Source organism: Actinokineospora sp., assembly GCF_052390155.1.
Lineage (GTDB): Bacteria > Actinomycetota > Actinomycetes > Mycobacteriales > Pseudonocardiaceae > Actinokineospora.
Genome location: NZ_JBQTHF010000071.1, coordinates 43,978 through 59,639, shown reverse-complemented (window position 1 = coordinate 59,639; position 15,662 = coordinate 43,978). Strand labels below are relative to the sequence as shown.

The following is a 15,662-nucleotide window of genomic DNA, read 5'->3' as shown; positions in this document are numbered from 1 at the left end:
CAGCAAAACGGAGATCGCCCGATCGGGCCGATCCGAGGGGATCGAAATTCGAAATTCACATCATCTACTGGAGGTTCACCATGAAGGTTGTCTCTGCGGCTCGCGCCCTCTCCGCCCGTGCGCTCTCGGCCCGCGCCCTCTGCGCTCGGGTCCTGTGCAAGGCCTGATCAGGCCCTGATGTGGGGAGGCGGTTGTGGCGACACGCCGCCTCCCACATTCCCGCGGTAGCGGAAGGCCGTCATCGCCACCGAAAGGTGGCGGGGGCGGCCCTTCCGCCTGTTCGCGTGTTGCCATGGCGGGTGGCCCCTTCCGCACGTCAGTGGGCGGAAGGGTCACCGCGGCCAGGTCAGAGGAGCTGGGATCGGCCCCAGCCGCGGGTGATGCGCCACGCGGCGAGCGCGCCCGCGGCCACCGCCAGCATCAGCAGCACGGCGACGTCGACCATCAGCGAGCCGACGTTCCCGGACAGCGCCGACCGGTAGGAGTCCATCGCCCAGTACCCGGGCGACAGCGGGGCGAGGGATTGCGCCCAGCCCGGCATCATCGTCAGCGGCACCAGCGCACCGCCGAGGGTGGTGAGCGCGAGCCCGCCGACGTCGTAGAACACCGCCAGTTCGCTGTGGCTGCGGGCGAGCGCGCCGAGCGCCATGCCCAAGCACAGCAGGGCAAGCACCCACGCCGACACGGCCAGCGCCAGCAGCCCGAGGCTCTCGATCGACAGTCCGAACAGGACATACCCGAAGCCCAGCACCAGCACCTGCTGGATCACGAGCACGCCGAGCGCCGGGATCGCCTTGCCCACCAACAGTTCCCAGGACGCGGACGGAGTCGCGCGCAGCCGGTCCCAGGTGCGCCAGGACCGCTCGGTGAGGATCGCGGACCCGACGATCGACAGGGCGAACATCGAGAACATCACCAGCATGCCCGCGACGATCTGTTTGGTGCCGACGTCTTCCCCGGCGCCCGCGAGCGCGGCCCGGTACAGCGGATGCAGCACGGCGATGAGGACCAGTGGCATCACCCACCTGCTCACCACCGGCCCCGGCTCGCGCATCAGCAGGATCGTGTTGAGCCGGACCAGCGAGCCGATCCGGTAGCGCGCGTCAGACAGCATGGGACACCATCGTTTCCAGCGAGTGGTAGAGGTCGTCGAGGCTCGGCTTGCGAACGTCGACGGTCAGCGGCACGAGGCCGTCGGCCAGCAGCCCGGCCATGGTCTGCGCCGGGTCGACGCTCGGCAGGTGCAGCTCGCCGTCGATGACCCGGCCGAGGTCGGCCAGCCGATCGGGGATCGGGCCGTCCAGCCGCACCCGGACCTCGCCGAGCAGCCCGGACAGCAGACTGTCCTGGGCGCCGCGGGCGATCACCCTGCCGCGCTTGACAACCGCGAGCGTGGCGTCCAGTTCGGACAGTTCCGGCAGGTAGTGCGTGGTGTAGACGATCGCGGCGCCCGCTGCGGCCCTGGCGCGCACCGCGGTGAGCAGCGCCTCCCTGGTCGGCGGGTCGGCCCCGGCCGTCGGCTCGTCCAACAGCAGCAGCGCCGGGGTGCCGAGCAGCGCGGTGGCGACCTGGGTGCGCCTGCGCTGTCCGCCGGAAAGCACCGCGACCGGGCGGTCCATCACCGAGTCGAGCTGCATCTGCCCGGCGACCTGGTCGATCGCGGCCTGCAGCGCGGCGCGGCGCAGTCCCACCAAACCGCCGAACAGCACCAGGTTCTGCCGCACGGTCGCCGAGAAGTACAGCGCGACCTCCTGCGGTGCGCAGCCCAACTGGCTGCGCGCCAGCCTGGCGTTGCGCAACATGTCCACGCCGACGACCCGGACACTGCCCTCGTCCGGCCGGACCAGACCGGCCACAACCTCGACGAACGAGGTCTTGCCCGAGCCGTTCGCGCCGAGCAGACCCACGATCTCACCCGGCTCGGCGGTCAACGTGAACTCGTCCAGCGCGACGACCTCGCCGTAGCGCTTGACCAGTCCCTCCGCGTGCAGCCCTTCGGTAGTCATCTGCCTCGCCTTACCATTCTGAGCCTCGAATCCGACACGGTTTTCTCCTAAGCGCTGATCGCCGCGGGCGGCGCGGCGGTGAGCTGCTGCTTGGCCAACCGCCATTCGGTGGCGATGACCGCCGCCTCGACCCGCGAGGAGACGCGCAGCTTGAGGAAAATGCGCGCGATGTGCTCCCGCACCGTCCGCTCCGAGATCCCTAACCGACGCCCGGCGGCGCGATTCGTCAACCCGATGACGAGCAATTCGAGCACCTGCCACTCACGGTGACTCAGTCTCGCGGCGTCGATGTCCGGCCGTGTCGCGTCGGACGTCTGCAATCCTGACAACGTCATGTTCCATCCTTTCGCCCGCAAGCACAGGACTCCCTTGACGTGAAATCGGTCCTGTTGCCTGGATGTCGTCCCGGCCATGGCCAGGTGACCCCAAGCGTGCCCGCCGTCGGCGTGATGGCCGTAGGTCGAACGCCCCCATATTCACCCCATCGAGTCATACCCAGTGGGGGTCCGCTACCCAGGTGCGCCACTCGCCCGCGTTGTCGGCCCGATCGGCCATAACTCGACCGATGCCGGCGGCGCACGTGTTCGTGGACGAGACCAAGACCCGAGGTCTGTTGTTGGCCGCCGCCGCGGTGGCGGCCGAGAACCTGCACCACCAGCAGCGACGGGAGTGCTTGCGGGCGATGATGGCCGATCTGTCGCTGGTCGGGACGCGAATGCTGGTCCTGGAACTCGACGAGTCCGTGGTCGAGGTCGACGAGCGAGTGCTCTATGAGCAGAAGCGGCTGCTCGGCTGTCCGAACCTGAGATTCGAACACCTGCGAGCGCACGCCGAGCCGCTGCTGGCCATCCCGGACGCGGTGGCATGGTGCTGGCAACGTGGCGGGCAGTGGAAGGCGCGGGTACGAGAGTTGGTCACCGAGATCCGCGTCGCCTGACAGGCAAGCAGGCTCTGGATACGCGAAACCCGGCTCGCCCACCGTCCAGAAGGCTGCCGGGTCCACTTCACCGATCTCATGACCAGTGCTCACGCAGAATACCGCAGAACGCAGCAGGGGTTCCACATGAGTCCTCCCCGCGGCCGCGTCGACCGCGGGGAGGCTGGATGCACTGAGCGTTGACGGACCGCCACTCTCGATCGAGTGAACTATCTAGGTGGACTTTATATTGCCCATCAAGGCCCCCTAGATTATTGTCATGGTGTTCAAGCCCATGAAACGGGAGACGTAGTCGCGATCCTGGCATCGCATGGTTGCCTGCCGCTTCGAAACACGGGAGGGCATGAAGTGTTCGGCTGTCCATGCGGCGGACATCGGGCGCCGGTCCCGAACCACCGCCTGACACCGCTGGAGTGGTGCGCAGCATCGGCAAGCAGATGGCATGCCTCCCCGAAGGATGGTTGCAATGACGACATATCGCGCATCAGCGCGCCGTGAGGGCAAGTGGTGGGTAGTCGACGTGACCGGCGTCGGAGTCACCCAGGCTCGGTCGACCGCCGAAGCCGTGCGGATGGCTACCGACCTTGTGTCCGCGATGGACGGGATACCGCTCGATGAAGTCGATGTTCAGGTCGAGTTCGAGCTTCCCGGCGAGTTGGGCGACGAAGTCAAGCGGGCACGCCAGGACAGCCGCGATGCCGAGCGTGCACAGCGCAATGCCGCCGAGAACATCCGGCGCGCCGTGGCCCACATCCTCGGCGCGGGCATGTCCAAACAGGACGCCGCGCGCATCCTTGGCGTCTCCCCGCAGCGGATCAGCCAGTTGGTGAAACCCAGCTGACACTCAGCGCGGATGGTGGATCCGAACACCGAGGCGATTGGTAGTACCGTGGTAGCACCCGAACGGGTACAGTGTTCAGTCATGGCTGTGGAGAAGCTCAGCGTGTCGCTGCCGGACATCGTCGTCGCGCGTGCCCGCCGAGCAGCGGAGCGAGCAGGCGTGCCGTTGTCGACGTGGCTGGCGGAAGCCGCCGAGACCGCCGCCGATCTGGCCGAGGCCCACGCCGCAGCTCAAGAGTATGCCGCGAGCTTCGGCGAACCTGATCCTGATGAACTGGAGCAGATTCGTGCTCAACTGGCCGACGCGGGTGTCGGCGGCCCGGATTCACCGGAGGAGACCGCCGCGCGCAGAGCGGCCTTGGCTCGACTGCTTGGCTTGTCGGACGAGCGGCGAGCAGGGTGAGTGGCCGGGGCCTGATTCTTGACGCGGGCGCGCTGATCCACGTGGAAGGCAATCCAAGGGGGCGGGTCTATGGGGCCTGCCGTGACACCCTTGAAGCGGGCACTCCCGCTCTGCTGCCCACCGTCGTGCTGGCTCAGGTATGGCGCGCAAGCCCCCGGCAGGCGCCGCTGGCGATACTGCGCCGGATGTGCCGCTCCGTGTCTTTCACCGAAGATGTGGCGGAAGCAGTCGGCCGATTGCTGGCCCTGTCCGGCACAGCGGACGTGGTCGACGCGGCGGTCGTCGTCACGGCGATCAGCCACGGCGGCGCCGTGTTGACTTCCGATCCGAACGACCTTGGGAAACTCGCCGACGCCGCCGGAGTTCGCGTGCCCCTGATCCTCATATAGCAAGTGATCTACCGGACTCAGATCAGCAGGCTGTGTACCGCGGTGAGGAACTCGGCCATCTCGGGCTCGCCGAAGGACGTCCACCGGGTCCGCGCCGTGAGTTCGAACTCGGGCCCCTCGGTGGCGACCAGGTAGAAGTTCGGTCCCCCCACGGTGATGGCGGGCAGCGGCGACACCTCCCACTCGGGAGCGTCGGCGGGCCGCACCTCGCCCGACTCCACCTGGACGTAGTTGAAGCTGAACTCGGGCCGGATCGGGCCGACCGTGGACTCGACCTCGCCCCGGATGCGGACGTCGACGTCCACGTCGTAACAGCCGTATCGGTAGGCGCGCTGGCTCGTCCAGTGCAACGCGCGGGCGAAGTCGGCGAAGGACTGGCCCTCGGCGCGGTGGCTGACCATCCGCGCCCACTGGTTCATCGACGTGACCAGTGTGGCGGTCGTGGGGTGCAGGCGGTTGGTGGACATCGTGTTGACCAGGATGTCCGGCGCGCCCGCGACCTCGTGCGCCTGGTGGCAGTACGCGGCCAGTACCAGGCTGGGCACCGAGATCCCCAGTTCCTCGGCCCGCGCGCCCGCCCTGGACCTGGCGATCCGGGAGGCGAGGTTCGCCCGGGCCGTGGGGCCGGGCGCGATGACGATGTCGACCGCGGTGGTCTCGGCGGCGGCGGTGAACACGTGCCGCAGGTGGGTCGCGGCGGCGTCGCGGCGGGCCGCCCACTTGGCCGAGTGCTGCGACACCGCCAGCTCGCACGGCGAGATGGTCGACGCGGGCATGTCGTGGCCGTGCAGGAGGCGCTCGAACTCGGCGCGCAGCACGTCGAGGGCCCACAGGTCGGCCGCGATGTGGTGCAGGGCAAAGACAACCTGGGTCGGCTCACCGGCGACCGCCAGTACGGCCAGCCGCAGGGATTCCTCGGTGGTCAGGTCGAACGACTCGGTGTCCATCTCGTTCACCACCCGGGCCACGGCGGCGGCCGAGTCCTCGCCGTCGAGCGGGACGATCTCGCGCAGCACGAGGTCGGACGCGCCGAGCGCCCGCACGATCTGGCGGGGCAGCGCGGGGTCGGTGAAGTCGTAGACGGTGCGCAGGGATTCGTGCCTGGCGCGCAACACCTCGACGGCCGCGCGCACCCGGCTGACCGGGAAGTCGGGGCCCAACTCCAGCGCCTGCACGATGTTCGCCTGGTACCGCTTCTCCGGCGGGAAGCACTCCACGTCCCGCCAGACGGAGAGCTGGCCGTAGCTCAGGGGGCCGGTCATGACGGCGGTCATCGGATTCCTCCGGGAAACTCGTGGGAGATCAGAGCGGGATGTTGCCGTGGTCGCCGCGCACCGGCACCGCGGTGGCCGTCGCGGCGGCGAAGGTGGCGATCAGCCTGCCGCGGGTGTCCTCGGGCTTGATCAGCTCGTCGATCACGCCGAGGTCGAGGCCGCGGTCCAGACCACCCGCGACGCGCTCGTGCTCCTCGACCAGCGTCGCGAGCACGGACGCGCGCGTCGACTCGTCGGCCGCGGCGAGCCGCTTGCGGTGCAGGATGCGCACCGCCGCCTCGGCCCCCATGACGGCGACCTCCGCGTCGGGCCAGGCGTACACCGCGGTGGCGCCCAGCGACCGCGAGTTCATCGCGATATACGCGCCGCCGTAAGACTTCCGGGTCACCAGGGTCACCCTCGGCACGCACGCCTCGGCGAAGGCGTAGAGCAGCTTCGCGCCGCGGCGGACCACACCGTCCCACTCCTGGCGGACGCCGGGCAGGTACCCCGGCACGTCCACCACGACGAGCAGCGGAACGCCCAGCGCATCGCACATCCGCACGAACCGCGCGGCCTTCTCGCCGCTGAGCGCGTCGAGGCAGCCGCCCTTGCGCAGCGGGTTGTTCGCCACCACGCCGACCGTGCCGCCGCCGAGTCTGCCGAAGCCGACGACGACGTTGGGCGCCCACTTCGCGTGCAGCTCGAAGAACGACGAATCGTCCACAATGGACGCGAGCAGCGGATGCACGTCGTAGGCCCGACGCGGCGACTCGGGCAGCAGTGCCCGCAGGTCTTCGCCGGGGCCGATCGCGGCCACGTCGAAGGAACCCCTGCGGGACAACAGTTCCACCAGCCGACGCGCCTCGCGGTAGGCGTCGTCCTCGGACTCGGTCGTCACGTGCGCCACCCCGGAGCGCTTGCCGTGCGCCTCCGGCCCGCCGAGCCCGTCCATGTCGATGCGCTCACCGGTGACGCTGTGCACCACGTCCGGGCCGGTGATGAAGATCCGGCCGGCCCTGGCCTGGATCACCACGTCGGTCAGCGCGGGCCCGTAGGCGGCACCGCCCGCCGCCGGCCCGAGCACCACCGAGATCTGCGGCACCTTGCCCGAGGCCCGAACCATCGCGGCGAAGATCCGGCCGATCCCGTGCATGGCCTCCACGCCCTCGGCGAGCTTCGCGCCCGCCGAGTGCCAGAGCCCGATCACGGGCGTGCCCTCACTCGCCGCGAGGTCGATGGCCTCGGCGATGCGGACGCACTCGCCCATGCCCAGCGCGCCGCCCTTGCGGGTGGCGTCCGTGCAGAACGCGACGACCTTCTCGCCTTCGATCCGGCCGCGGACCATGCTCGCCGCGAACTCGTCGCTGTCGTGCAGTTCGGTCAGCGACCCCTCGTCCAGCAACCTGCCAAGCCGGACCAGCGGGGCGTGCGTCGGGTCGGTCATGACTGCGCCTCCTTGCGCCGAACGAGTACCAAGTAGACTGTCTTTAGTGGACTGTGACTGGCGCGGGTGCCAGTGCGTCCGCGATCCGCGCGTGCACGAACGCGGCCTGCCGCAGCACCGCGAAATGGTCGCCGGGCAGCCGGTGCACCCGGAACCCGGCGCTGGTCTGCTCCTGCCACGCGGTGATCTGGGCCAGGTCGGCCCGCGGGTCCGCGGTGGCGGCGAACGCCGTCACCGGCAGCTCCAGCGGCGGCCGCTCGGTGTAGCGGTAGGTCTCGTTGACCGCGAAGTCCGCCCGCAGCATCGGTGCGATGCAGCCGAGCAGGTCGAGGTTGTCGAGCACCTGCTTGGGAGTCCCGCCCAGCCGGGCGAGTTCAGCGGCCAGGTCGGCCAGGTCGAGGTCGCGCAGGTCGGGCAGCGGGGACACGATCCGCGGCGCCTGCCTGCCGGACACGAACAGGTGCACCGGTTCCGGCACACCGAGTCCGCGCAGCCGGACGGCCAACTCGAAGGCGACCAGCGCCCCCAAACTGTGCCCGAACAACGCGTACGGCGGCTCGACCAGCTCGGCCACGACCGCGGCCAACTCCTCGACCAGCGGTTCCACCCGGTCGAACGGGCGCTCCCCCATCCTGGACTCCCGGCCGGGAAGTTGCACCGGGCACACCCCGATGTCCGCGGGCAAACCCTTGGCCCAGGCGCGGTACGCGGAGGCACCCGCCCCCGCGTGCGGCAGGCACAGCAGCCGCACGCGGGAGTCGGGCGCCGACCCGAACGGCAGCCAGGGGGAGGCGGCGGTCATCGCCCGTTCACCCCGGCGTCATCGGTGACCACGGTGACCGTGGCCGGGTGCGGCTGGATGTCCTCGGCACCGCGTTCGAGCACCACGGTGTCGCCGTCGCGGGAGACCTCCTGGAAACCGGCGAACGCGTAGGTGATCTGCATCATCCGGTTGCGCCCCGTCTCCACGAAGTCTGCCCGCAGCGGCACACCCGCGCCCGCGGCGAGTCCGATCAGGTGGTTGAGCAGCACCGTGCCGACACCGCGGGAGACCACTCGGCACGACATCAGCAGCAGCCGCAAGTACCAGGCTTCGGTGCCTTTCTCAAGCAGGCACAAGCCAATCGTGCCATAGCTGCCGTACTTGTCGTCCAATGTGGCCACCAGCAACAGATGGTCCGGCGACGTGCGCAGGACATCGAGTTCCTCGTAGGAGTACGTGCGGCCGGTGGAGTTGAGCTGGTTGGTCCTGATGGTCAGCTCTTCGGCGCGCTGCAGATCCTCTTGGCGGGCCCCGGAAATGGTGAACACCATCGCCAGACTCGCCAGGAACTCCTCGCTCGGCCCGACATAGGACTGCTCCGCCTCGGCGCGGGCGATCTGCTGGCGGTACATGTCCCGCCGGGTGGCGGATTCCGCGGTGACGAACCGGGGCCGGAACTCCGGCTCCTGGACCGCGGTGTGCAGATCCACCACGTCGACACAGATGACCTGGGGCAGCGCGTGCGCGACCTCGTCGCGCTCGAACTCCTGGTCGTCGACGAAGGCGATCGCGTCGACGCCGATGTTGATCGACTTGGCGATCTGCGCGATGCCCGCCGACTTGGCGTTCCACCCGATCTGCGGGTAGATGAAGTACTCCTCGATGCCGAACTCCCGCAGCTTCGCCATCGCGGCGTCCGGGTCGTTCTTGCTGGCCACCGAGTGCAGCACGCCGAGCCGGTCCAGCTCGGCGATGACCTCGACCACGTCGGTGCGCAGCCGCAGGTCGTCGCCTTCGAGCAGGACGCCGTCCCAGACGGTGTTGTCGAGGTCCCAGGCGATGCATTTCACCCGGCCCTGGCGCGGTTTCCCGTCGACCTTGGTGGGGCTGGTGGTTTCCACGCTCATGTCAGGCACACCTCCTGAAGGCGTCTTCGGCGATGGTGATCTGCTGGATCTCCGAGCTGCCCTCGATGACCTCCATCACCTTGGCGTCGCGGTAGAACCGGGCCACCGGGTAGTCGGTTCCGAAACCGTTGGCACCGTGGATCTGCACGGCCTCGCTCGCGTGCCGGGCGGCGGCGCGCGAGGCGAAGTACTTCGCCACGAACGTGGCCATCAGGGTGGCCTCGTCGCCCTGGTCGCGCAGTCGGCCCGCGTGCTCGTAGAGCAGCCTGGCGGCCTGCGTGTCGGTCACCATGTCGCTGATCTTGGCGCGGATGAGCTGTAAGTCGCGCAGCCCGCTGCCGCCCACGGTCCGCGACTCGGCGTAGCGGGCGCACGCGTCCAGGCAGCCCTGCAGGATGCCCACCGACCCGGACGCCACGCTGTAGCGGCCCAGGTCGAGCACGCCGGTGAGGACCATCCCGGAGGCGAACCCGTCCGGGCCGAGCAGCGCGTCCGGGCCCGCGACCGCGTCGCGCAGGACGACCTCGGCCAGCATGCTGGCCCGGGTGCCGAGGATGTCGCCGATCGGGTTGATCTCCAGCCCGGGCGCGGATCTCGGCACCAGGAACGCGCCGACACCGCGCTGGGTGCGGGCGAACACCAGGAACAGGTCCGCCCGCTGACCGCCGGTGATCCACTTCTTGACCCCGTTGAGCACCCAGTCGCCGCCCCGGCGCACCGCGGTGGCCGCGATGCCCTGGGTGTCGCTGCCCGCCTGGGGTTCGGTGAGGCAGAACGCGCCAAGGGTCGCGCCCTGGGCGAGTTCGGGCAGCCACCGGTCGCGCTGCGCCGGGGTTCCCCAGCGCTGCACGGCCCAGGAGACCATGGTGTGCACGGTAAGCAGGCTGCGCACCGACGAGCAGCCGCGGCCCACCTCCTCGTGGATGCCGCCGAGGGTGACCATGTCCAGGCCCATGCCGCCGAACTCGGTCGGCAGGAACGGCGCCCACAGCCCCGCCGCGGACATCCGGTCGAGCAGGTCCTCGGGGATCCACTCGGCCCGGTCGTAGGCGTCGGCGTTGGGCACGATGTGCTCGTCGACGAACCGGCGGGCGACCGCGCGGTCCGGCCGGGTGCAGGTGTAGGGCTCGACCGCCGCCCTCGCGTCTGTGATGGTCACGGCGCCCGCTACCTCTGGCCCGCCATGACCCGGTTGCTCTGGACCAGCGCGGCCATGGCGTTCACCGTGCGGAAGTTGTCCATCTGCAGATCCGAGTTGGAAATGGTGATGACGAACGTCTTCTCGATGAACATCACCAGTTCCATCGCGAACAGCGAATTGATGAAGCCCAGCGCGAAGATGTTCTCGTCGTCCGAGAACTGCACCTGGGGGTACCGGCCGGTGATGAAGTCCCGGATCTCGGTTGCGGTTTTCTCAGGCATGAGCGGCATCCTTTGCATCCTCGACCGAATTGGTCTGCGGGGCCGTCTGGATCAGGCGCCCGAAATCGTCGTACCAGTGGAAGCCGCGCCCGGTCTTGCGGCCGTGCAGGCCCGCGTCGGTCATCTGGCGCAGCAGCGGACACGGCCGGTACTTGCTGTCCGAGTACTGCTCGTAGAGCACCTCGACGCTGTAGAGGATCGTGTCCACGCCGATCAGGTCGGCGGTCTCCAGCGGGCCCATGGGGTGCCCGAAGCAACTGCGGAACACCTCGTCCACGGTCGCGGCGTCCGCCACGCCCTCGTGCACCAGGAAAGCCGCCTCGTTGACGGTGAGCATCAGCACGCGGTTGGACACGAAGCCGCACGCGTCCTTGACGTCGATGCCCTTCTTTCCCATGTCCGCCAACAGGTCCCGGGTCCGCTGGATGGTCTCCGGCGAGGTGTGGAAGCCGGGGATCAACTCGCACGCGGGCTTCATCGGGACCGGGTTCATGAAGTGCACGCCGATCACGTTGGCGGGCCGCCGGGTCACCGAGGCGATCTTGGTGATCGGGATCGCCGAGGTGTTGGCGATGAACACGGTGTCGGGCCCGCAGTGCTTGTCCAGCTCCGCGTAGACCGCGCGCTTGCTGTCCCAGTTCTCCGTGATGTTCTCGATCACGATCTCGGCCTCGGCCAGGCCCGAGATCTCGACGTCGACGGTGATGGCCGCCATGACCTCCGCGACGTCCACCGCGGGACCGCCGAGCAGCCTGCTCATCCGGGCGTTGCGCTCGATCTTCTCCATGGCCTCGTTGAGGATCTCCTTGCTGAGATCGACCAACACGACCTGATGACCACTCTGGGCGAGATTCTGGGCGACGCCGGTGCCCATGACACCCGCGCCAACGACGCCGACGATTGCCACGAATCCTCCAAATTTTCTCCGGCTGCGATGGTGATGACTCACTGTCGGATATCTCAGGGTCGGGCGATAGCTGGCGCAACGGCCATGGCGGGTGCGACGGATAGCTGTCGTAAACGCCATGGCGGTAGCGCCACTTGGGCCGCGCTGCCCGCCGGAACAGACTTGGCCGTCAGGAATATCTGGGCCGTCGGGAATATCTGGCGGACCGCCCCGCACGGGTGCGGCGATTGTCGATCCAAGGAGTTGGTCACATGACCATTCATCAGCTACCCGAGGCGTCGATCCCGTCCGGCGGGTTCGACGGGTTCGACGGCTTCGACGGGTTCGACCACCACGTCCGCCGCGACCACCCGTACCTGCGGGTCGCGCCGGACCCGGACCGCACCGTGGTGTGCGAGCTGACCGAGGCCGTGTACCAGTACGCCCTGCGCGCGGGCTCGGTCCGCATCACGGACACGGTCGCCGCCGACCTGAACCTGACCGAGTACCTGCTGGAGGACCTGGTCAAGCGCCTGCTCGACCTGCACCTGCTGCGCCCGGACACGGGCGACGCGCACGGCTTCGTCCCGGTGGACCCGGATGTGGCCTCGGCGGCGCTGATCTCCCCGCTGGAAGGCGAGATCCACCACCGACGCGACCTGATCACCAACATCCGCACCCAGCTCAGCGGCCTGCTGCCGCTTTACGCGCAGTCCCGGCCGGTCTCGGACCCGGCGAGCGAGATCCGCCCGCTGCGCGACCGCGCCGAGGTGCGGGGCGCGCTGGCCATGGCGACGACCGGGTGCCGCGAGGAGCTGGTCAGCGTCCGGCCGCGCGGCGTGGACTGGGAGGACACCACCGCCGACGACGAGGCACTCGCCCGCGATCTGTCCGCTGTGGACAGAGGGGTGCGGGTTCGGGTGCTCTACCAGCACTCCGCGCGGGCCGACCTGCGTTCCCGCGCGTACATCAAGCGGATCGTCGGCGCGGGCGCGCAAGTGCGCACCACCGACCTGCTGCCGAGCCCGTTCGTGGTGTTCGACGGCAAATGCGCGGTCGTGCCGGACCTGGCCGACGCGCTGGAGATGCACAATCCCGTGCTGGCAACGCTGCTGGGCCAGGTCTTCGAGTACATCTGGTCCACCGGCCAGCCCTACAACGCCACCGAGGCGGGCTACGAGGGCATCGACGACATCATCCTGCGCGACATCGCCAAGCTGCTCGCCGAGGGGATGACCGACGAGACCATCGCCCGGCGCCTGGGTATGTCGGTGCGCGCCTGCCGCCGCCACATCGCCCGGCTCATGCGGAACCTCAACGCGATCAGCCGGTTCCAGGCCGGTACCCGGGCCGCCAATGTCGGCATCATCAGCGCCTGAAACCCGCTGCTCCCAAACACATCAGCACAGCCGGAAGGAGTCGTGGGGACGATGACCGCGGCGCTACTGCACACTCTGCTCGACGACCGCGCCCGGCGGACCCCGGACGGGACCGCGGTGCGCCGCGGCGACCGCCGCTGGACCTACGCCGAACTGCGCGCGCGCAGTGTCGCGGCGGCGGGCTGGCTCGCCCGCCACGGCGTCGAGCGCGGCGACCGGGTGCTGGTCCTCGACCACAACGACATGGAGACCGTGGCGCTGGTCTACGCCGCGTCCCGGGTGGGCGCGAGCTACGTGGTGGTCAGCGCCCGGACCCGGCCGTACCTGTTGGGGCACATCCTTTCCGACTGCGCGCCGCGGCTGGTGCTCGGCGGCACGGAGGCGGCGGCCCAGGCGCGCGAGCTGACCGCCGCGCCGGTGTTCACCCTGGCCGAACTGCCGGACGCCGACGAGTACGGCTGGTCGCCCGACGACAGCGGGCTGCTGGCCTCCGAGCCGGTGTCGCTGATCTACACCTCGGGCAGCACCGCGCTGCCCAAGGCCGTGGTGTCCACGCACCAGCAGGTGCTCTTCGCGGTCGACGCGATCGCGGGCAGGCTCGGCTACCGGTCCGACGACGTCGTGCTGTGCTGTCTGCCGCTCGCCTTCGATTACGGGCTCTACCAAGCGTTTCTGAGCTGCGCGGCGGGCGCGACGCTGGTGCTGGGGGTCGACCAGGACGCCGCCGCCGGGCTGCTGCGGCGCATCGTCGAGGACCGGGTCACGGTGCTGCCGCTGGTCCCGAGCCTCGCGGTCATGCTGTGCAACCTGCTCCGGCGCGCCGCCGAACCGCCGCCGCTGCGGATGGTGACCAACACCGGGGCGAACCTGTCCCCCGCGCTGTCCGCCACCATGCGGGAGCTGGTCCCGGGCCTCGCGGTCGTCGGGATGTTCGGGCTGACCGAGTGCAAGCGGGTGGCCATCGGCGAACCCGATCTCGACCGCACCCGGCCGGGCGCGGTCGGTCGGGCACTGCCCGGCACCGAGGCGTTCGTGGTCGGACCGGACGGCGACCGGCTGCCCGCGGGCGAGGTCGGCGAGCTGGTCGTGCGCGGCCCGCACGTGATGGCGGGCTACTGGAACGCCCCGGAGCTGACCGCGGCCCGGTTCCGCCGCGACTATCTCGGCCGCACCGCGCTGCACACCGGCGACCGCTGCCGGATGGACGCCGACGGGTACCTGTACTTCGTCGGGCGCGGCGACGAAGTCTACAAGCAGAACGGTTTTCGGATCAGCACCGCCGAGGTGGAGGCCGCCGCCGCCGACATTCCCGGTGTGCTGCTGGCGATCGCGCTCCCGGCCTGCGACGAGCACGGCGCGCGGCTCGCGGTCACCGGCGAGATCACCCGCGAGCGGCTGGCCAAGGAGCTGCGCGTCCGAATGGAGGACGCCAAGGTCCCGCCGGAGTGCCTGGTGCTGGAGTCGCTGCCGCTCACCACCAACGGCAAGATCGACCGCGCGGGCGTGCTGGCGGGCTGGGCCGACTGGACTGCGGCGGGTGCGCGATGACCGCCACCCTCTCAGTCCACACAGGACAGACGGACTTGGTCGCGCTGGCAGCCGAGTACGGCACCCCGACCTACGTCTACGATCTGGCCGCCGTCCGCGCCGCCCACGACGACCTGTGCTCGGCCGTCCCGACAGCCACCGACGTGCACTACTCGCTCAAGGCGAACCCGCATCCCCTGGTGGTCGGGCAGCTCGCGGCACTGGGCTGCCACGCCGAGGTGGCGTCGTCCGGCGAGGTGGACGCCGCCATCGCGGGCGGGATGGCCCCAGAGCTGATCCAGCTCGCCGGACCGGCCAAGACCGAGGACACCCTCGACCACGCGCTACGCCGCGGCATCCGCCGGTTCTCCGTCGACTCGCCCACCGATCTGTCCACAGTAGACCGTCTGGCCGCCGCGCACGGCGTCTCGGTGGACTGCCTGCTGCGGGTGAACGCGGACGAGTCGGCGGCGGGCACCGGCCTGACCATGACCGGTGTGGCGTCGCAGTTCGGCGCCGACGCGTCGTGGATCGCGGCCAGCCCCGAGCTGTTCGGCAGCCGCAAGGCCGCCCGGATCGCCGGGCTGCACCTGTACGCGGGCACGAACCTGCAGGACGAGGCCGCGCTGGTCAAGCAGTTCGAGGTGTCCATTCGGATCGCGGCCGGGCTTTCCGGTGTGCTGACCGGCATCGCCGAGGTGAACCTCGGCGGCGGCTTCGGCGCCCCGTACGCCGTGCGCGGCGCCCGACCCCGATTCCCCCACCTGGCCGCCCGGCTGATGACGCTGCTCGACGCGCACCTGCCCGGCTGGCGCCGCGGCCTGCCGCGGATCTCCTTCGAGTCCGGCCGTTACCTCGCGGGCGACTGCGGCACGCTGCTGAGCCGGATCGTCGAGGTGAAGGTCTCAAAGGGACGGACGTTCGTGCTGCTCGACGCCGGGATCAACCACCTCGGCGGCATGTCGGGGCTGCGCAGGTTGCGCCCGATGGAGCCGACACTGCTGCCGGTGCCCGACATTTCGGGTGCGGGCACGCGGTGCACGGTGGTGGGCCCGCTGTGCACACCGCTGGACACCCTGGCCCCCGACACGACGCTCGCCGACCCGCGGGCGGGCGGGCTCGTGTCCATCCCCAACGTCGGCGCGTACGGGCTCACCGCGAGCCTGCTCGCATTCCTCGGCCATCCCGCCCCCGTCGAGATCGTCACCGACGCCGGTCGCGTGATGGACGTCTCCCGACTCGAACTGCAGCGAACCCGGGTCGCACCTCGGTGAAGAAGGAGT

Annotated in this window: 17 protein-coding genes; 7 read left to right on the top strand and 10 right to left on the bottom strand. The window is 69.9% G+C overall.

What is annotated here, in order from left to right:
• Positions 1-346 precede the first annotated feature (346 nt).
• Genes ACT4N7_RS23630 through ACT4N7_RS23620 form a run of 3 tightly spaced genes read right to left on the bottom strand, consistent with a single transcriptional unit; the run spans position 347 to position 2,341 of the window.
• Positions 347-1,114, bottom strand: coding sequence for an ABC transporter permease (locus ACT4N7_RS23630; protein WP_444831021.1), 768 nt, complete (start codon positions 1,112-1,114; stop codon positions 347-349).
• The gene (locus ACT4N7_RS23625) at positions 1,104-2,006 is read right to left on the bottom strand and encodes an ABC transporter ATP-binding protein (protein ID WP_444831020.1); all 903 of its coding nucleotides are present in this window, start codon (positions 2,004-2,006) and stop codon (positions 1,104-1,106) included. Before ACT4N7_RS23625 ends, ACT4N7_RS23630 begins: the two co-directional genes overlap by 11 nt.
• Before the next feature lie 47 nt (positions 2,007-2,053).
• Positions 2,054-2,341 carry a response regulator transcription factor gene (locus ACT4N7_RS23620; RefSeq protein ID WP_444831019.1) on the bottom strand — a complete coding sequence of 96 codons (288 nt, stop codon included), beginning with the start codon at positions 2,339-2,341 and terminating at the stop codon, positions 2,054-2,056.
• A gap of 230 nt (positions 2,342-2,571) precedes the next feature.
• On the opposite strand from ACT4N7_RS23620, the gene ACT4N7_RS23615 reads away from it, so the two are divergent.
• From ACT4N7_RS23615 to ACT4N7_RS23600, 4 genes are all read left to right on the top strand, one after another.
• Positions 2,572-2,943 carry a hypothetical protein gene (locus ACT4N7_RS23615; protein WP_444831018.1) on the top strand — a complete coding sequence of 124 codons (372 nt, stop codon included), beginning with the start codon at positions 2,572-2,574 and terminating at the stop codon, positions 2,941-2,943.
• 466 nt (positions 2,944-3,409) lie between these two features.
• Complete coding sequence (locus tag ACT4N7_RS23610; RefSeq protein ID WP_444831017.1) at positions 3,410-3,784, top strand: hypothetical protein; 375 nt, start codon at positions 3,410-3,412, stop codon at positions 3,782-3,784.
• Positions 3,785-3,865: 81 nt separating this feature from the next.
• Positions 3,866-4,186, top strand: coding sequence for a hypothetical protein (locus ACT4N7_RS23605; protein WP_444831016.1), 321 nt, complete (start codon positions 3,866-3,868; stop codon positions 4,184-4,186).
• On the top strand, positions 4,183-4,575 hold the full coding sequence (locus ACT4N7_RS23600) for a PIN domain-containing protein (protein ID WP_444831015.1): 393 nt from the start codon (positions 4,183-4,185) through the stop codon (positions 4,573-4,575). Before ACT4N7_RS23605 ends, ACT4N7_RS23600 begins: the two co-directional genes overlap by 4 nt.
• A gap of 17 nt (positions 4,576-4,592) precedes the next feature.
• On the opposite strand, the gene ACT4N7_RS23595 is transcribed toward ACT4N7_RS23600, so the two are convergent.
• From ACT4N7_RS23595 to ACT4N7_RS23565, 7 genes are read right to left on the bottom strand one after another with little or no spacing between them, the layout of a single operon-like run.
• A complete protein-coding gene (locus ACT4N7_RS23595; protein ID WP_444831014.1) occupies positions 4,593-5,849 on the bottom strand; it encodes a condensation domain-containing protein in 1,257 nt (418 codons plus the stop codon).
• Between the two features lie 28 nt (positions 5,850-5,877).
• On the bottom strand, positions 5,878-7,275 hold the full coding sequence (locus ACT4N7_RS23590) for an acyl-CoA carboxylase subunit beta (RefSeq protein ID WP_444831013.1): 1,398 nt from the start codon (positions 7,273-7,275) through the stop codon (positions 5,878-5,880).
• Positions 7,276-7,318: 43 nt separating this feature from the next.
• On the bottom strand, positions 7,319-8,077 hold the full coding sequence (locus ACT4N7_RS23585) for a thioesterase II family protein (RefSeq protein ID WP_444831012.1): 759 nt from the start codon (positions 8,075-8,077) through the stop codon (positions 7,319-7,321).
• On the bottom strand, positions 8,074-9,165 hold the full coding sequence (locus tag ACT4N7_RS23580) for an HAD-IIIC family phosphatase (RefSeq protein ID WP_444831011.1): 1,092 nt from the start codon (positions 9,163-9,165) through the stop codon (positions 8,074-8,076). The genes ACT4N7_RS23585 and ACT4N7_RS23580 overlap by 4 nt, the downstream gene beginning before the upstream one ends.
• Before the next feature lies 1 nt (position 9,166).
• Positions 9,167-10,324 carry an acyl-CoA dehydrogenase family protein gene (locus ACT4N7_RS23575; protein WP_444831010.1) on the bottom strand — a complete coding sequence of 386 codons (1,158 nt, stop codon included), beginning with the start codon at positions 10,322-10,324 and terminating at the stop codon, positions 9,167-9,169.
• An 8-nt stretch (positions 10,325-10,332) separates the two neighbouring features.
• Positions 10,333-10,587, bottom strand: a complete 255-nt coding sequence (locus ACT4N7_RS23570) for an acyl carrier protein (protein WP_444831009.1) — start codon at positions 10,585-10,587, stop codon at positions 10,333-10,335.
• Complete coding sequence (locus ACT4N7_RS23565; protein ID WP_444831008.1) at positions 10,580-11,494, bottom strand: 3-hydroxyacyl-CoA dehydrogenase family protein; 915 nt, start codon at positions 11,492-11,494, stop codon at positions 10,580-10,582. The genes ACT4N7_RS23570 and ACT4N7_RS23565 overlap by 8 nt, the downstream gene beginning before the upstream one ends.
• A gap of 251 nt (positions 11,495-11,745) precedes the next feature.
• Here ACT4N7_RS23565 and ACT4N7_RS23560 point away from each other — a divergent pair, with 251 nt between their 5' ends.
• From ACT4N7_RS23560 to ACT4N7_RS23550, 3 genes are read left to right on the top strand one after another with little or no spacing between them, the layout of a single operon-like run.
• On the top strand, positions 11,746-12,852 hold the full coding sequence (locus ACT4N7_RS23560; RefSeq protein ID WP_444831007.1) for a LuxR C-terminal-related transcriptional regulator: 1,107 nt from the start codon (positions 11,746-11,748) through the stop codon (positions 12,850-12,852).
• A 51-nt stretch (positions 12,853-12,903) separates the two neighbouring features.
• Complete coding sequence (locus tag ACT4N7_RS23555) at positions 12,904-14,400, top strand: class I adenylate-forming enzyme family protein (RefSeq protein WP_444831006.1); 1,497 nt, start codon at positions 12,904-12,906, stop codon at positions 14,398-14,400.
• Between the two features lie 35 nt (positions 14,401-14,435).
• A complete protein-coding gene (locus ACT4N7_RS23550; protein ID WP_444831005.1) occupies positions 14,436-15,653 on the top strand; it encodes a type III PLP-dependent enzyme in 1,218 nt (405 codons plus the stop codon).
• Positions 15,654-15,662: the final 9 nt, after the last annotated feature.